Annotated in this window: 14 protein-coding genes; 11 read left to right on the plus strand and 3 right to left on the minus strand. The window is 58.2% G+C overall.

The window, feature by feature from the left end; genetic code table 11:
* Window positions 1-158: 158 nt before the first annotated feature.
* Window positions 159-746: an isochorismatase family protein gene (locus G538_RS0104020; protein ID WP_029068312.1), complete on the minus strand. Its 588-nt coding sequence runs from the start codon at window positions 744-746 to the stop codon at window positions 159-161.
* A 358-nt stretch (window positions 747-1,104) separates the two neighbouring features.
* Here G538_RS0104020 and G538_RS17215 point away from each other — a divergent pair, with 358 nt between their 5' ends.
* The 10 genes from G538_RS17215 to G538_RS0104070 all read left to right on the plus strand — a co-directional run bounded on the left by G538_RS17215 (window position 1,105) and on the right by G538_RS0104070 (window position 14,209).
* Entirely contained in the window at window positions 1,105-2,787 is a 1,683-nt protein-coding gene (locus G538_RS17215) for a PQQ-dependent sugar dehydrogenase (protein ID WP_051196558.1), read from the plus strand.
* 17 nt (window positions 2,788-2,804) lie between these two features.
* Entirely contained in the window at window positions 2,805-4,415 is a 1,611-nt protein-coding gene (metG, locus tag G538_RS0104030) for a methionine--tRNA ligase (protein ID WP_029068313.1), read from the plus strand.
* An 85-nt stretch (window positions 4,416-4,500) separates the two neighbouring features.
* Window positions 4,501-5,412, plus strand: coding sequence for a TatD family hydrolase (locus G538_RS0104035; RefSeq protein WP_029068314.1), 912 nt, complete (start codon window positions 4,501-4,503; stop codon window positions 5,410-5,412).
* Between the two features lie 105 nt (window positions 5,413-5,517).
* Complete coding sequence (locus tag G538_RS0104040; RefSeq protein ID WP_029068315.1) at window positions 5,518-6,687, plus strand: resuscitation-promoting factor; 1,170 nt, start codon at window positions 5,518-5,520, stop codon at window positions 6,685-6,687.
* A gap of 258 nt (window positions 6,688-6,945) precedes the next feature.
* Window positions 6,946-8,334: a resuscitation-promoting factor gene (locus G538_RS0104045; protein WP_051196559.1), complete on the plus strand. Its 1,389-nt coding sequence runs from the start codon at window positions 6,946-6,948 to the stop codon at window positions 8,332-8,334.
* A gap of 116 nt (window positions 8,335-8,450) precedes the next feature.
* Window positions 8,451-10,277, plus strand: coding sequence for a 4-(cytidine 5'-diphospho)-2-C-methyl-D-erythritol kinase (locus G538_RS18500; protein ID WP_425402173.1), 1,827 nt, complete (start codon window positions 8,451-8,453; stop codon window positions 10,275-10,277).
* Between the two features lie 167 nt (window positions 10,278-10,444).
* Window positions 10,445-10,960, plus strand: a complete 516-nt coding sequence (locus tag G538_RS0104055; protein WP_029068317.1) for a gluconokinase — start codon at window positions 10,445-10,447, stop codon at window positions 10,958-10,960.
* Window positions 10,957-12,354 carry a GntP family permease gene (locus tag G538_RS0104060; RefSeq protein ID WP_029068318.1) on the plus strand — a complete coding sequence of 466 codons (1,398 nt, stop codon included), beginning with the start codon at window positions 10,957-10,959 and terminating at the stop codon, window positions 12,352-12,354. Before G538_RS0104055 ends, G538_RS0104060 begins: the two co-directional genes overlap by 4 nt.
* Window positions 12,355-12,387: 33 nt before the next feature.
* Window positions 12,388-13,161, plus strand: a complete 774-nt coding sequence (locus G538_RS0104065) for a glucose 1-dehydrogenase (protein WP_029068319.1) — start codon at window positions 12,388-12,390, stop codon at window positions 13,159-13,161.
* 13 nt (window positions 13,162-13,174) lie between these two features.
* On the plus strand, window positions 13,175-14,209 hold the full coding sequence (locus G538_RS0104070) for a zinc-binding dehydrogenase (RefSeq protein WP_029068320.1): 1,035 nt from the start codon (window positions 13,175-13,177) through the stop codon (window positions 14,207-14,209).
* Between the two features lie 83 nt (window positions 14,210-14,292).
* Here G538_RS0104070 and G538_RS0104075 read toward each other — a convergent pair whose 3' ends face one another.
* The gene (locus tag G538_RS0104075) at window positions 14,293-15,018 is read right to left on the minus strand and encodes a FadR/GntR family transcriptional regulator (protein ID WP_029068321.1); all 726 of its coding nucleotides are present in this window, start codon (window positions 15,016-15,018) and stop codon (window positions 14,293-14,295) included.
* 296 nt (window positions 15,019-15,314) lie between these two features.
* On the opposite strand from G538_RS0104075, the gene G538_RS0104080 reads away from it, so the two are divergent.
* Window positions 15,315-17,177: an ABC-F family ATP-binding cassette domain-containing protein gene (locus G538_RS0104080; protein ID WP_029068322.1), complete on the plus strand. Its 1,863-nt coding sequence runs from the start codon at window positions 15,315-15,317 to the stop codon at window positions 17,175-17,177.
* Window positions 17,178-17,276: 99 nt separating this feature from the next.
* Here the strand turns inward: G538_RS0104080 and G538_RS0104085 are convergent, their stop codons facing one another.
* Complete coding sequence (locus G538_RS0104085) at window positions 17,277-17,777, minus strand: MarR family winged helix-turn-helix transcriptional regulator (protein WP_029068323.1); 501 nt, start codon at window positions 17,775-17,777, stop codon at window positions 17,277-17,279.
* Window positions 17,778-17,833: the final 56 nt, after the last annotated feature.

Consider the following 17,833-nt stretch of genomic DNA (forward strand, 5'->3'; position numbering starts at 1 on the left):
AAGAGGTGGTGGGTGGAGTTGTTGTTGTGTTGAGAGTGGGGAGTGGCACGCGACGGCCTTTGGTCCCATACGCCGAGATCCTTACTTTCGGTGCGAGATCCTTGGTGTGGGTAAGGATCTCGCACCGAAAGTAAGGATCTCGGCAAGGGGGTGTGGTCTTAGTGGCTTGCGTTGCTGGGTTGCAGGTCGATGCCTGCAGCAGCCATTTCTGCCCGTGCGGTTGCGCCTTGGTCTGGTGTGACGGGCACGGTGAGGTCGGTGAAGACGCGTGTGGTGAATCCTGCTGCATGTGCGTCGAGCGCCGTGGCTTTGACGCAGTGGGATTCGGCTATGCCCACAATGTCGACGGATGTGATGCCGTGGTTGCGGAGCGCATCGACAAGTAGTTGCCCCTCGGGGGTGGTGCCTTCGAACCCTGAATATGCGGCGGCGTATTGTCCTTTTTTCACGCTGATTGCGGGATTCAGCGCGTCAAGCGCGGGGTGGATGTTCGCCTCGGCGGTGCCTGCGACACCGTGTGGTGGCCAAGAGTCCACGAAGTCAGGGGTGTCAGAGAAGTGGTCGCCTGGTTCGATGTGCCAGTCCTGTGTGGTGGCGATGATCGCGTAGTCGCTGTGGTGTGTGGCAGCGAATTCGGCGATGCGTTGCGCGACGGCGTTTCCGCCTTCTACTGCTAGGGCGCCACCTTCACAGAAGGTGGGTTGGACATCGACAACGATGAGGGCGCGGGTGGCTGTGTCTGTCATACCAACAACTTACCCCTTCTGGCGCTGCCCCAAAATGGCTGCCCCCGCCGCGGCTGGTGTTGCCGCCCCGGCTTGCCCCTGAATGGGAGGTCATATGAACTCGCGGCGTGCCTGCCCGGTGGAGGAAATCTGCTACGTCCCGAGAAGTTGCACGGCGCATTGGCCTGACATTGCCTATTTTCATCAGGAAACTATGTGCTGGTTTTTCCTGGGGCGCGCTGCCCTGTGCTGCTCGATGCGATCTAATGCTGCTGGTGGGCTCAGGGCTTGAGAAAGTTCCGCAATGAAAAGAAGGAGCTCGGGGCTCGCGCATCGAACGGGGAAGATGCGGGAAAAGTTCTGCCGGTAGGCTGGAGGCATGCTGTTGTGGGGTTCTTCTTCTGACCAGTCCGCGCGTTCTTCGCTGTTTTCAGCGAACCAGATGGCGTCACCCAGCCATGCCCGTCAAGCGCGCCGGGCAGCGGTGGGGGGCGCTCTTGCACTAGTGCTCTTCACCTCGGCGTGTAGTGGTGGAACCCCCGATGATGCGCAGTCTTCGCAGCCGCAGACGACTTCCCCGACTGGTGCTTCGCCGTCGGAAAGTATTGAGGAAGGGGCAAGCGGTGACGTGTCTGTTGCTATTCCAACAGAAGTCACACTGAATGCGGTGAGCACGGTTTCTGCACCTGCAGTTGATGACACCGTTGCGATGGCACGGTTGTCACCGGGCTCTGTTCTGGCGGTGGAACGCGATGGCACATTGTGGCTGATTGATGACACTGGTGAGCAGCAGGTCGACAGTGAAACGTTAACGGGGTTGCGTGAACGTATCGCGACCGATGTAGAGCGCACTGAAGCTGGGGTGGCCGGGGTAATGGGTATCGCCGTGGAAGGCACCATTGAGACGGCAACGGTCTTCTTCACGGTGTCCACGGGGACAACAACGTCTGTGTTGGCGATGCCGTGGGATGGGCAAACCATCAATCAGGGGCGAACCATCGTTGAGGGCCTTCCGGCCGGTAATGGTGTGAACGGCGGTGCTTTGGGCATCGGGCCGGAGGGGTATTTGTATGTGTCGGTGGGGGACGCGGGGCAACCTGATTTGGCGCAGAACCTTGAGTCGTTGGCTGGCAAAATTTTGCGTTACCGCACTGATGGGGTGATCCCGCAGAGTAATCCGTTAACAGATTCTCCGATATGGAGTAGCGGCCACCATGAGGTGGTGAGTTTTGCGTGGGCGAATGAAGGCCACATGTTTGCTGTTGAGCGTGGCGGTCAGTATGCCGATGAGTTGAACTCTATTCGTGGTGGCGAAAATTATGGGTGGCCACTGATGGAGGGGGATCGCGTCATTGACCGGGGTGCGCTGTTAGCTGGTAGCACGGGGAGCGCCACGAACGAGGGCGAATCCGGCGCTACTGACAATAGGGAGAGTGCCAGCGACGGTCAGGATGATCCTGACACTCAAAGCACAGATGCCGATGCCAGTGATCAGGACGCAGCTCAAGGTTCAGCAGGAACAGACACAGGCTCAAACAACCAGGGCGCGCAGGGGGATGAAGAGACCCAAGGTGAGCAAAATACCACCGAGGAGGACTCTGCCAGTGCAGCATCGCGCCTTGGGTTGACGGCTCCCATTGTGCAGTGGGAACACGAAGCCAGCCCCGATCCGCAGGATCAACAAACCGACACTGACACCAATACCAACCCAGACACAGACACAGACTCAGACGGTGAAGCTGACTCGGACGGAGACAACCCGCCCACCCCTGACACCGTTGAGCCCACCCCGTTCGGTGATGTGGCATCGATAACCGCAGGTGACTTCGCCGTTATCGTTTCTCAGAGCGGTGACGGGCGTGCCTGGTGGATCCCCATCCCACAAAGCACCAACACCGAGCGACTCACCGCCCAAGAAATCCTCACCGACACCACAGGCCCCCTAGGGTGGGTTGAGACCACCGCTGACATGACAGAACTCACGGTGCACGGAACGGATGGGTTAACCACGTTCAGCATCACGCCACAATCATGGACTGAGGGCACAAGCAGCACCTCATAACCCATAAGATAAGTGCTATGGCCACTGCACACAGCTCCTTCTACCTGACCACCCCGATCTACTACGTCAACGATGCCCCACACATCGGGCACGCATATACGACGGTCGCGGCTGATGTCATGACACGTTGGCACCGCCAACGCCAAGAAGACGTTTGGTTCCTCACTGGAACCGACGAGCACGGGCAGAAAGTCATGCGCACCGCTGAGGCAAACGGTGTCACCCCACAACAGTGGGCTGACCGTTTGGTCAAAGAGGCATGGTTGCCAGTCCTTGACACCCTTGATGCACGCAACGACGACTTCATCCGCACCACAGACACCCGCCACGAAACCGCAGTACAGCGCTTCATTTCGCAACTACACGACCAGGGTGACATTTACGAAGGCTCCTACGAGGGGCCCTACTGTGTTGGGTGCGAAGAATACAAACTCCCCGCAGACCTCATCGACGGCACCGGCGAATACGAGGGCGAGAAACTCTGCTCCATCCACTCACGCCCCGTCGAGATGCTCGCAGAACAAAACTACTTCTTCAACCTCTCCACCTACGGTGAACGCCTCCTCGCCCTGTATGAGGAACACCCAGAATTTGTGCAACCAGCATCCGCACGCAACGAAGTCATTGGCTTCGTCAAACAAGGCCTCCAGGACCTCTCCATCTCCCGGTCCACCTTCGACTGGGGGGTCCCTGTGCCATGGGACACCAAACACGTCATGTACGTGTGGTTCGATGCGCTCCTGAACTACGTCACCGCCCTCGGCTGGGGCGACGACAACGCCGAAGCACAAGCCCGCTTCGAAAAGTTCTGGCCCGCATCCGTGCACCTGGTCGGCAAAGACATCCTGCGATTCCACGCCGTCATCTGGCCAGCAATGCTCATGGCCGCGAAACTTCCCCTCCCAACCACCGTATTCGCCCACGGATGGTTACTGGTCGGCGGCGAAAAAATGAGTAAAACAAAACTCACCGGAATCGCACCCTCAACCATCATCGACCACTTTGGGTCCGACGCGTTCCGGTACTACTTCATGCGCGCCATCCAATTTGGTCAAGACGGCTCATTCTCCTGGGAAGACATGTCCGCCCAGTACAACGCGGCCCTCGCAAACGGATGGGGTAACCTCGCCTCACGCCTCGCAGCGATGGTCAACAAGTACTATGACGGTCAACTCCCACAAGCCGGTGAACTGACCGACGCTGACCGCCACGTCGAACAAGTAGCCCTGCAAGCCGTCACGGACGCTGAGGCAGCCATTGACGCTATCTCACCAACCCGCGCCATCGACGCGACCTGGACACTCGTTGATGCACTGAACATGTACATCACCGAACAAGAACCATGGAAAGTCGCCAAAGACCCCGAGCAATCCGGTCAAGGTGGACGCCTCGCAACAATCCTTGTCACCGCCGCTGAAGGGCTGCGGGCGCTCGCAGTGTTGCTCAACCCTGTGATGCCGCAAGCATCGGCAGCGTTGTGGGATTCCCTCGGCGCACAAGCACACTTGGGTGCTTTAGACGCGCAACCGGTCGCGGACGCTGGACGGTTTGGGCAGCTTCCGGTGGGCACTGTCATTACCAAGGGAGCGGTGTTGTTCCCCCGCCTCGAAGAACCAGAAGCGAAGTAGGTCGTGAACTGCAGGTGGGGTGCTATTGCGCCCCACCTGCAGTTTTCTGTTGTTTGCCCTGCCCTATCGTGAGGAGTTGCCCCCTGTGGCAAAGAAACGTGACCTGTCGTGGCCTGACGCCCCTGAGACTCTGCCCGCCCCGGTCATCGATAACCACACTCACCTTGAGTCCATCCCTGGGGTGTTGACTGAGGCAGCCCCTGACGTGGGGGCTCGTGGATACATTGATCAGGCTGTTGCGGTGAATGTGACCCGCATGGTGCAGGTGGGGTGTGATCTCCCCGGGATTGCGACAACAGATGAGTTGGTCACTGAGCACCGTGAACTTCTTGGCGCCATTGCCATTCACCCCAATGAGACCCCGCTCCATGCGCGCACCGCTGACACGGGACCTGACGGGTTAGAACCGCATTATTCCTCGCACCACAGTGTTTCTCTTGACGATGCGCTGGCAACCGTGGCGGGCATCGCCGCGAAAAACCCTCGGATACGAGCAATTGGCGAAACGGGACTGGACTATTTCCGGGCGGGGCCAACGGGCATCGCCACACAACGCCAAGCTTTCCGTGACCACATTGCCCTCGCTAAAGAGTTGAACCTTGCCCTACAAATCCACGACCGTGACGCACACGAGGACGTGATAGAGATTCTGTTGCAGGACGGAGCCCCAGACCGCACCGTGTTTCACTGCTACTCAGGAGATACCGCGATGGCTCAGGTCGCTGCCGAGCATGGGTGGTACCTGTCTTTCGCTGGGCCCGTGACGTTCCGTGCCAATGATGAACTTCGTAGCGCGTTGCGGGTGACGCCCCCCAGTAGGGTGTTGGTCGAAACCGATGCGCCTTACCTGACACCGCACCCCCACCGCGGGCGCCCAAATGCCCCGTACCTTATTCCTCTCACTATGGGAACAATCGCCGATCAGCTTGACGTATCGCTTGTCGATGCATGCCGTCAGGTTGAGAGCAATACCCTTGCCGTATATGGCACGTGGTGAGTTCACCTCATCCTGTATTGCCGTTCGGGTAGTGACCCCAGCGCAAAACTTCAGTACCTTAAGATCTAGAACACCCTCCACCACTGACGACTCCCCAGGAGAGCCATGCGCATGATCCCGCAAAGCCGTGCAGCACGGCTTATTGCGCGCATCGTCATTGTGGCTTTCCTGTGCGGAACAACGGCTGCGTATGCCGCCTATCAACGCCCTTTTGTGTTGGACTATGACGGCACGGAGTATCACGTGGCATTTTTTGGCAGCACCGTGCAAGAAGCGCTAGCTGCCCAAGGAGTGACTCTGACAACGAACGATCAGGTGTACCCTGCGCTGACCGAACGTATCGGGCATGGGGACCGGGTATTGGTGCGAACAGCCAAGGAAATCCATGTAGAAATAGATGGAGAGCGCCAGGTTCTGCAATCAACGGCCCTCACTGTCGGTGAAGTCCTCGATGAGTTAGGGACGCGAACGAGCGGCGCTGAAGTGTCGGCGTCTCGCTCAGATGCGGTGGGGCGCGACGTAGTCAAGATCTCCACCGTCAAAGAAGTCACAGTACTCATTGACGGACAAGAAATCACTAATGTCACGGCTCTCACCACGGTTCGTGAACTGCTCTTGGACATGGGTGTGGTACTCCAAGAAGGTGACACGGTGACACCTGACCTCGATGCCAACCTCAGTAACGACGTTGAAATCGTCGTGGGGCGCGCCTCGACCGGGGCCGACACCATCAAAGAGACGCTGAAGTTCGAGACTATCGAACGTGAAGACTCCTCGATGCCTAAGGGCGAGAAAGTGGTTGTTCAATCAGGGCGAGTCGGCGAGGCAGTCACCACGTATGCGGTGTCGTTAGTGAACGGGGAAGAAGCCGAACGCACCGTTGTTGCCCGGTCGGTGCTGATTGCGCCACGGGACGAAATTGTCTCTATCGGCACCATGGATGTTGCCGACCCGGCTACCTCTGTGGTGAGCCCCTCTGAAGCCAAAGCCATTGGCAAGGCGATGGTTGCAGAGAAGGGCTGGGGCAACGACCAATGGGTGTGCCTGGAGAACCTGTGGCAGAAAGAAAGTAACTGGAACGTCACGGCAGCTAACCCGTCATCAAGTGCTTACGGCATTCCGCAGTCACTTCCAGGGTCAAAAATGGCTAGCGTTGGAGCTGACTGGCGGACGAACGCGCGCACCCAGATCACCTGGGGCTTGGGCTACATTCAAGGACGTTATGGCACCCCATGTGGGGCGTGGTCGCATTCCCAAGCTAAGGGCTGGTACTGACAATCTGGCATGTAATAAGCGCCAATACGCGCATAGTTTCCGCGTAAAGGTTGCGCCAATGGCTGAAAAATGCGCGGAGTGACTCAGTAGACAATCCCCGATTTCCTGCGATTCAACCAGTGTTTTTTGCCTAATCTTGACGTCCTTTACGTCCCCACAATCTAGCGCTGTCGGTAACGAATGGGTTACGGTCATGACTCGGACCGCCGGATCGGCGTAACGAACACCTGAATCGTGGGGCGCGCAGAATCTGCCCCGATGAGTTCCTCGCGACACCTGGACAGTTTCGAGGAACACACAGGACAACGGTGCAACCCCGTACGTTCGTTCGCAGTGCCCGGGTACGACCACGTCTGGAACTCTGTGAAAAAGCCTGTAGCACTCGCCCTGACCGGCGCCCTCACCACTGCGATGATCGCAGGAGGCGCAGTGTACGCATCCGCCCACAAAACCATCACGCTCGACGTCGACGGCAACGTGGAAACATTCACCACGTTTGCTGGTTCAGTGGACAGCCTCTTGGAAGACAAAGGTGTTGCCCTCGACTCCGGTGACGTTGTCGCTCCAGCATCCACCGCATCCCTGTCGGAAGGTGACACAGTCACCGTCCGTTACCAGCGTGAAGTAACCCTCGACAATGAGGGCGAAGAAATCACCATTAAAACGACAGCTCTTGACGCTAACGAGCTCCTCACCACGTATGCACTACGCGGGGACGACGTCACGCTTGTGGCTTCCCGGTCAGATGAACGTCTCGATGTTGGGTTGCGGTTGGACCAAGATGGCCCTGTTGCCATCGTGGTTGACGGCGAAAACATTGTGACTGACGGTGGGCATGGTTTGGTGTCTGACATTCTCGCGGCCCAGGGTATCGAGGTGGGCGAAGAAGATCGGGTGTCGATCCAACACCTGCCTGAAGGCACAACATCAGTGGTTGCTGATGATGAAGAAGGCAAAGAGTTAGAGGAATCTGCGCTTGATGTTGCCCGTGAGGGTGTCGTCGCTGACGGTGTTGTCTCCATTGTGGTGCAACGTGTTGAGACCACTACAAAAACCAAAAAGACCGATATTGACTTCAAAACGGTCACAAAGAAGGACTCCACCCGCTTTGAAGACCTCCCCAAGGTTGTTCAAAGCGCTGGGAAAAAGGGTGAGCGCGTCCGCAAGTACGAGATTGTTACGGTTGACGGCGTCGTAGAGTCCAAAGAAAAGATCTATGACGAGGTTGAGAAGAAAGCTAAAAAGCGTGTGGTGGTTGTGGGCACGAAGGAACGCCCCGCACCAACGCCAGCCCCGAAAGCGACTAGCTCCAGTTCGTCAGGTTCTTCCTCCCCAGGATCCTCTTCGTCAGGCTCTTCCTCCTCGGGTTCTTCTGATTCCTCATCTTCGGGCTCCTCAACGGTGTCTGGTGATGTCTGGTCAAAGCTGGCTCAGTGTGAATCAGGTGGAAACCCAAGCATCGTGTCATCCAATGGTCTGTACCACGGGCTTTACCAGTTCTCCGTGAGCACATGGAAGTCAGTTGGCGGAAGCGGTTTGCCATCACAGGCCTCCGCAGCTGAGCAGACAAAGCGCGCCAAGATGCTTCAAGCCCGCTCAGGGTGGGGCCAGTGGCCACACTGCTCATCGAAGTTGGGGTTGCGCTAAAACATGTGCGCTGAAACAGCTGTGAGCCCACCTGTCACGCAAAGTGCGGTGGGCGCCACAGTCCCAGCATTGCCGAGAATAAGCACATAGGGCAGTTAACCTACTAGGCTTCTGCCATGAACACTTCACCGAACGCTCTGCTTGGTCCCGCACACATCCGGGAGCTCGCAGAGCGTTTTGGTGTCACCCCCACGAAAACAAAGGGGCAAAACTTCCTTCACGATGCCGGAACTGTGCGCAAAATCGTTCGCCTCTCCGGGGTGGAAGCTGACCAACAAGTGCTTGAGGTGGGGCCAGGCCTTGGCTCTTTAACACTGGGCCTGTTAGAGGCCGGGTGCAGAGTCACAGCCATTGAGTTAGACACCCCACTAGCCGTGGAATTGCCTGGCACCGTTGAGGCGTGCCAGCCTGGTTCGGCGCAACGATTAACTGTGGTGGAAGCGGACGCCCTTGATGTCACACAACTGCCTGGGGTTCCTCCCTCGGCACTTGTGGCGAACCTGCCGTACAACGTGTCAGTTCCTATCTTGTTGACCTTGCTGGAGCGTTTCGACAATCTTGAAACCATCATGGTGATGGTGCAGCGAGAAGTGGCAGACCGGTTGGTCGCTGAGCCCGGTTCCCGGGTCTATGGCTCGCCCTCGGTGAAACTTGCTTGGTATGGGAAAGCGTCCCGCGCCATGAAGGTGGGGCGTAACGTTTTCTGGCCCGCCCCCAACGTTGATTCGGCGTTGGTGTACTTACAACGCACGATGCCGGTGAACACTCCAGCGCGGCGTGAGGACGTTTTTGCTGTCGTGGACGCTGCGTTCGCGCAGCGACGGAAAACGCTACGCCAAGCGTTGTCGGGTATTGCTGGGTCTAGTGCCCGTGCATCGGAAGTTTTAGAGGCAGCAGGTGTTTCGCCGATGGCGCGCGGCGAACAACTGGATGTCCACGATTTCGCGCGGGTCGCAGCGGAACTTTTTGGGCCCGCTGAAGCGGGGAGTAGCGATGCTCGAGTTGCCTCGCCGTCTCCTGTTGAGTTGTCGCGTCACTCACCTGCACAGGTCACTGCGCGCGCCCCTGGGAAGGTCAATCTTTCGTTGCGGGTTGGGCCTGTGCGTGAGGACGGCTATCACCCGCTGATTAACGTGTTCCAAGCGGTTAACCTGTTTGAGGAAGTCACAGCGAGCCCGCGCATCGATGACCAGATCCTGCTTACTGTGCAGGGCGTGGGGGCGCGATACGTGCCGTTGGGCGAATCAAACTTGGTGACCCGTGCGGCCCGGTTGTTGCAACACGAAACGGGGCATACCGGTGGTGCGAACATCACGATTACCAAAACCGTTCCGGTGGCTGGTGGCATGGCTGGTGGCTCAGCAGATGCTGCTGCGACCCTCGTTGCATTAAATGCGCTGTGGCGCCTTGATCTTTCTGACGAGAGGCTCCGTGAATTAGGGGCTCAACTCGGGGCGGATGTTCCCTTCAGTTTGTTCGGGGGAACAGCTGTGGGTTATGGCAAGGGCGATGACCTGCATGCGCTGCCATGTGGTGGAGAGTTCACGTGGGTTTTCGCGTTGCGGTCGATGGGTCTTTCCACCCCTTCGGTGTTCCAGCGCTTTGATGCGCTGTTCCCTGACGTGCCTGCCCTAGATGATGCTGCCAACACTGCCCTGTATAACGCCATTCATGACGGTGACGCTGTGGCTCTGGGGGAGGCGTTGCACAATGACTTGCAGCCTGCCGCTCTTGATATGGCACCAGACTTACAACTCACGTTGGATGTGATGCTTGAATGTGGTGCGTTGGGTGTTCTGGTGTCTGGGTCTGGCCCTACTACTGCTGCGTTGGCGCGTAGCCGCGAGCATGCGCAGAGCATCGCTGAGCAACTTATTGCTGAAGGTGTGTGCGCCGATGCCCTTGTGGCAGGTGCCCCGGTGCGTGGCGCGCACCTGCTCTAATCTCGCTCTTTACTCTCTCTCTTTCCTACCGGTTGCTCACGTCCCAGACTGTTCATAGGCTGGCACGGCCCTGGCCTGCACGCTTGCCACCGTCGGTAAGTATGATTTAGCATCTAGCGCAAGGGTCTAAATATTACTTACGTGTTCAACCCAATGGAGTGTTCAGCATGCCTGACAGCAGTGTCGCGCCCGTGATCGTTATGGGAGTTCAAGGTTCCGGGAAATCTACGATCGGTGCACTCCTCGCAGAAGCGTTGGGTGTACCTTTCATCGACGGAGATGACCTCCACACCCCACAAGCCAAAGCGAAAATGGCAAGCGGATCCCCCCTAGACGACTCAGACCGCGAACCCTGGCTGCGGACCATCGCCCACACCATTGCAGAACACCAAGTACAAGGGAACAACATCGTCGTTGCCTGTTCGGCCCTGAAGAAAAAGTACCGGGACGCAATGCGATCCATTGTCCCCGAACTCACCTTCGTGCACCTCAACGGTGTGCAAGACCTCATTGCGCAGCGGCTTTCCCACCGCGAGCACGAGTACATGCCCACCACACTGTTGGACTCTCAATATGGAACGCTCGAACCCCTCAGCCCGCAAGAACAGGGGTTCGTCGTTGACGTCACTGATGGACCTGACGACGTCGTCAGGTCCATCACCTCACAGTTAGGACAACGATGAACGACATCGTCTTCAACTGGCAGCTGTCCACCGGCGGACTCCTGCTCGTTGCCGTAGGGGCCATTGCCCTTCTGCTTGTACTCATCATGAAACTGCGCGTCCACGCATTCCTCGCGCTGATCACCGTAAGCCTTCTGACCGCCATTGCTACCGGAATATCAGCCGGGAGCATCGTGCCGACGATGACGTCCGGGTTCGGTTCAACTCTCGCCTCCGTGGCGTTACTTGTGGGACTCGGCGCGATGCTGGGCCGCATGCTGGAACTCTCTGGCGGCGCCCAAGTACTCACCAACTCCCTCATCAAAACGTTTGGTGAAAAACGAGCACCGCTCGCACTATCCGTGGCATCACTGCTCTTCGGATTCCCCATCTTCTTCGACGCCGGGCTCGTTGTGATGCTGCCCATCATCTTCACCGTGGCCCGCCGCCTCGGTGGTGGCGTGCTGAAGTACGCGTTCCCTGCAGCAACCGCGTTCTCCGTGATGCACATCTTTGTGCCACCACACCCCGGTCCCGTTGCGGCATCCGGTCTTCTTGGCGCACAAGTTGGGCTTGTCCTGATCCTTGGCCTCATTGTGGCTCTCGCCGCCTGGGCCGTTGTTGGCTATGCCTTTGGTCGCTGGGTTGGTAACCGGTACGTATTCCCCGTTCCCACCATCTTGGGTGATGCCGGTCAAGACAACGAGTTCGAGTCTGCGCCGCGTCTTGGCACCATCATGTTCCTGCTGTTGCTGCCCTTGGGGCTGATCTTCCTCAACACTGGACTCAACATGGCCGCAACTGCTGGCATGGTGTCCTTGGAAGACACCTGGGTTCAAGCTCTGCGACTCCTCGGTGAAACCCCTGTTGCTCTCCTCATTACGGTGGGCTTTGCGATGCTCCTACTGGGCTGGACCCAAGGAAAAGACGGCAAACTGGTTGAGAAAGTTGTGGACTCCGCGCTGGGCCCAGTGTGCTCAATCATTTTGATCACCGGTGCCGGTGGCATGTTCGGTGGGGTGCTGCGTGCATCAGGTATTGGTGATGCTATTGCCTCCTCACTGGAACAAGCAGGCATGCCAGTCATCGCAGCAGGGTTCATCATTGCCGCAGCGATCCGTGTCGCCCAAGGTTCAGCGACCGTGGCCCTGACCACTGCAGCAGCAATTGTGCAGCCATTGGTTCTGGACAACGCAGACTTCAACGCCGTCCAAGTGGCTGCCATCGTCATTGCCCTAGCTGCCGGCTCTGTTTTTGCTGGACACGTCAACGACTCTGGATTCTGGTTGGTTTCCCGCTTCTTCGAACTGGACACCAAAACAACCCTGAAAACCTGGACCGTCGGTCAAGCCATCATCGGTGTGGTCGGTTTTGCTGGAGCGGTGATCATCTACGCCATCGCCTCCGCCGTTTAACCCCAGCTCGCCGCGCACTACTGAAGGAGAATCATGACATCAGCACTGTTCGACCTCACCGGGAAAACCGCACTGGTGACTGGGTCAAGCCGAGGCATCGGCAAAGCAATCGCACACGGGCTTGCTGAGGCCGGAGCGCGCATCGTGCTTAATGGTGTGAATACCGAACGCCTTGAAGTAACCCGCGCCGAGTTCGCAACCCAATACGGCGATGACCGGGTAGCAGCGTACGCTTTCGACGTCACTGATGACGCCGCTGTCACCCAAGCTATCGAGAGCATGGAACAGGACATCGCCCCCATTGATGTCCTCGTGAACAACGCTGGAATCCAACACCGCGTCCCCCTCCTTGACCTCGCTGTCGAAGATTGGGAACGAGTCATCACCACCAACCTCACCAGCGCTTTCTTGGTGGGGCGAACAGTGGCCCGCGGCATGATCGAACGCGGTGCAGGCAAAATCATCAACATTGCGTCTGTGCAAACTGATCTAGCCCGCCCAACCATCGGCGCATACACGGCGTCAAAAGGTGGGATCCGTAACCTCACCCGCGCAATGACAGCTGAGTGGGCGTCACACGGCATCCAAATCAACGCCATCGCACCGGGGTACATTCACACCGAGATGACCCAAAAACTCGTTGATGACGAACAGTTCAACTCCTGGATCCTTGGGCGCACCCCAGCGCACCGGTGGGGCACCACCGATGACATTGTGGGCCCAGCGATTTGGTTGTCCTCACCCGCCTCCGCCTTCGTCAATGGTCAAGTGATCTTTGTTGACGGCGGCATGACGGTGATTGTGTAACGGAGGGAAAACCATGCCTGACACATCGCAGAACTACGGTGTTGTTGCCCACACGGCACACGACGTCCGGGTAGACGAACTCCCAACACCCACCCCACAACCTCACGAAGCGATCATCGAGATTGCATACGGCGGGATTTGCGGATCAGACCTTGGCTACTGGACAAAAGGAGCAGCCGGGCAATCAATCCTGAAATCCCCGATGCTCCTTGGCCACGAAGTGTCTGGAACAGTAGTAAGCGCCGCACAAGACGGTTCCGGCCCAGCAGCCGGAACACCAGTCACCGTGCACCCCGCGACCTGGAACGGTACGTGGCCAGATGGTCACAACAACCTGGCAAGTGACGGCACCTACCTGGGAAGTGCGGCCCGCCACCCGCACACCGACGGTGCATTTGCTCGCTTTGTTGCCCTGCCCACGCACATGCTGCGGCCCTTGCCTCAAGGGCTGGACCTCAAAACAGCGGCTCTAGCAGAACCAGCCGCAGTTGCGTGGCATGCGGTGAACCGTGCCGGGGACCTCACCGGAAAGTCAGTACTGGTTATCGGGTCAGGGCCCATCGGTTCCCTCATTGTTGCCGTTGCACGCCGGGCCGGAGCCGCGCACATTACCGCCACTGATGTACACAGCACCGCGCTCAACACGGCACAAGCAGTGGGGGCCGACGCCACACTTCTGGCATCAGACAACGAAGCTATTGCCGCTGTGGCAGCAGATGTGGTGTTTGAATCCTCAGGGAATCAATTTGGGTTGGCAGCAGCTATTGCTGGTGCCAAGCCAGCAGGCACTGTTGTGTTAGTGGGGTTGTTGCCACCAGGTGACCAACCCGCACCAGTTGCTCTCGCAACAGTGAAGGAAGTCACCCTGGTGGGCTCATTCCGGTTCGTTCACGAAATCGATGATGTCATCACGGCGTTGGCTGACGGGTCGCTCCCTATTGCCCCTGTCATCACACATGTGGTTCATGCTCGTGATGCGGTCAGTGGGTTAGAACAAGCCCTCGACGCATCACAATCCTGCAAGGTGTTGCTCGACTTCACGCACTAGCGAGAGGTGGGCGCCTGTAGGCGAGGGGGACAAGGTGGGGTTGAGCAGCAGATGCTCAACCCCACCTTGTATTGTGCGTGATTTTAAGCATCGGCGGGTGGGTAGATCCGTGGAACATCGCTCCATATCTGTTCGATTTCCGCGATGGTGCGCTCCACAATTTTGTCCATCGCTTCACGGGCTTCGCGCGGGCGGCGCCCCTGGATGGCGTCGGCAACATCCACATGCCATTGCAGGGCTTCTTCGTGGGGGCGCTCGGGCATGAGACCTAACTCGGTGCGTCCTTTGAGGACTTCAGCGATGGGGATGTCGAGGTGCGCAAACATTTCGTTGCCGGACCCCACCAGCACTAACGCATGGAACTCAATGTCGAGGGCCTCAAAAGTGTGAAGATCCCCAGAACGACCAACGGTGCGCATACGGGCGGCGATTTCCATGAGCCGCCCGCTGAGTTCATCTGGGGCGTGTTGCGCTGCTAGTGCGGCGGCCACTGGTTCCACAGCGGACCGTAACTCGGTTAATGCTCGCAGTTGTGCGCCGAGGTCGTTCTCAGCTAAACGCCAACGAATAATTTCTCGCGCGTACGGATTCCAGTGAATCCGGTCACGCACCCGCACACCCACGCTCTTCACAGATTCGGTGAGGCCCAACAACGCCAACGAGCGTAACGCCTCACGAATCACACCACGGGACACCCCATATTCGCTTTCAAGTACCTCAGCGCGCACAACAGCGCCCCGGGACAGTTCTCCGCGAACAATTTTGCGGCCAAGGGACTCAACAACTTGGGTGTGTAGTGACTGAGACATCACTGAGAAGTTTACCGACAGATGGCGCGAACTTTGCACATCGCCCGCGCGGCTGCTCTGAAGCGCCTACGTCGACCTCCAACTTCCCACGCCCCCACCCGATCGCTTCCGCATCCAACGTCTCCCACCCCGATCGAAAGTGGGATTGTGCCCACTTTCGAAAGGGAAAGTGGGCACAATCCCACTTTCGATGTGAAGGAGAAGGGCAGGATAGGGGGGAACGGATGGAGGGAAAAGAGAGGGGAGGCTGCACGGAGGGGCGCAGCCTTACCTGGGTCCGTGAGAAAATGGACACGATGGCACACCTACTTGGCGCAGAAGCAATCCACCTCGAATTCCCGACGAAGGTCGTGTTCGACTCCGTAACGATCGGTATTAACGAAGGCGACCGCATCGGAATCGTTGGGCGTAACGGCGATGGCAAGTCGTCCTTGCTGAAAATCCTTGCCCAACGCATCGAACCCGACTCAGGGCGCGTGACCTGGCGTAATGGTGTGCACGTGGGAGTGTTGGACCAAACTGACACCCTCGACCAAGATGACACCGTGGGGCACGCCATTGTGGGCGATGCTGCTGACCACGAGTGGGCCTCTGACCCAAAAATTCGCGATGTTCTGGCCGGTCTGGTCCCTGACCTTGAGTGGGATGCCCGTGTGGGTGACCTGTCTGGTGGGCAACGGCGCCGTGTCGCACTTGCCCGGCTACTCGCCGGTGACTGGGATGTTATTGCCCTAGATGAGCCCACGAACCACCTCGACGTGGAGGGCATTACGTGGTTGGCGCAGCACCTGAAACGCCGGTGGCCAGCCAGCCAAGGCGGCCTGTTTGTAGTCACCCACGACCGGTGGTTCCTCGATGAGGTGTGTAACCTGACGTGGGAAGTTCACGACCGCATCATTGACCCCTTTGAGGGCGGGTACGCTGCCTACATTTTGCAGCGTGTAGAACGCGACCGTCAGGCGTCACTAGCCGAAACGAAACGCCAAAACGTTCTACGCAAAGAACTTGCCTGGTTGCGCCGCGGTGCACCAGCACGAACATCTAAACCCAAGTTCCGTATTGAAGCAGCCAACCAACTGATCGCTGATGAACCGCCCGTACGTAACCCCATTGAACTGTCTCAGATGGCCACCGCACGCCTGGGTAAAGACGTTGTGGACATCATTGATGCTGGCTTCGCCTACGGCGACAATGAGGTTCTGCGTGATGTGACCTGGCGGATCGCGCCAGGGGAGCGCACCGGGATTCTTGGAGTGAACGGTGCCGGGAAGTCGACCCTGCTGAAACTGGTAACCGGTGAACTCAGCCCCACCATTGGGCGGGTAAAACACGGAAAAACCGTGCAGGTTGCGACACTTAACCAAGAGCTTGAAGGTTTGCGCGAGGTCGCCCAGGACCGGGTTTCAGATGTCATTGCCCGCAAACGCACCGCGTATGTCACGGGTGGCAAAGAGATGACACCGGGCCAAATGTTGGAGCGCCTGGGATTCACCACAACGCAACTATCTACCCCGGTGAAAGACCTTTCCGGTGGTCAAAAGCGTCGCCTACAGTTTTTGTTGCTGCTCCTTGATGAACCAAACGTTCTGATCCTTGATGAGCCAACAAACGACCTTGACACTGACATGCTTGCCGCCATGGAGGACCTCCTCGACACGTGGCCTGGCACATTGCTGGTCATCTCCCACGACCGGTACTTCCTCGAGCGTGTCACTGACCAGCAGTACGCGGTCATTGACGGAAACATGCGCCACCTGCCTGGTGGCGTTGATGAGTACTTGAAGTTGTCTGCTGCTGCGGCGAAGCAGCGTGGCCCTGGCCGGGGTAAGTCTGGTGGAAAGTCAGGTAGTGCCCCGCACGATGCGCGCCTTGCTTCATCCGGGTCGGGATCTGCTGGCAACGGTGGTTCTGGTGCTAACAGTTCGGGTAACTCGGGTGCGAGTAGCGCAGAGATGCGAGCTGCGAAGAAGGAAATTAGCCGCATTGAACGGCGATTCGCGAAGATTGAAGAGCTCGAAGCGAAAGTTCACGCGGACATGGCAGCCAACGCGACTGACTATGAACGCACTGCGGCGCTGGATGCTCAACTGAAGGAACTTGCCGCTGAGCGTGAAAGCCTGGAAATGCAGTGGTTGGAAGCCTCTGAAATCGCTGGCTAACACAGGGAATTATGGGTTACCCTGCGCTGCCACGTGACACCCTGTTGATGAGTGTTGGCGCAGTTGTTTTTGTGGTTGCGTGCGGGGTGGCGCTGTACCTTAGGCGAGGTTTTCGAACTGGTGCATGAGGGTTCGCAGAATGTCTGCCCCATCTTTGCGTTGCTGCGGGCTGAGGGCGTTGACCGCCCGGTGTTCGATGTCTAATAGTTGTGCCAACGCCTGATCGACGAGGCGCATCCCTGCGTCGGTGAGTTCAACGAGAACCCCGCGCCGGTCATCGGGGGAGGGCTTACGGCGCACCAGGCCGCGACTCTCTAACCGGTCAATGCGGTTCGTCATTGTCCCTGAGGTGACCATTGTGTGTGTGACCAAGGCGCCGGGCGACAGCGTGTACGGCGCACCGGAACGGCGCAACGCCACCAGCACATCGAACTCCCACGTTTCCATGCCGTTTGCCACAAACACCGAACGTCGCACCCGGTCAAGGTAGCGGTCCAGGCGGCTGATGCGTGACAGCAACGCAAACGGTGACACATCAAGGTCAGGCCGTTCCCGCTCCCACGCCGCAATAATGCGGTCCACGTCATCATGCTCAGTCATAACCCTGATGTTACTTGATGTCGAGAATCTTGACGCACCCCCTAGCTGGACGGTGC

Origin of the sequence: Jonesia quinghaiensis DSM 15701 (assembly GCF_000423205.1) — a bacterium.
GTDB lineage: Bacteria > Actinomycetota > Actinomycetes > Actinomycetales > Cellulomonadaceae > Jonesia > Jonesia quinghaiensis.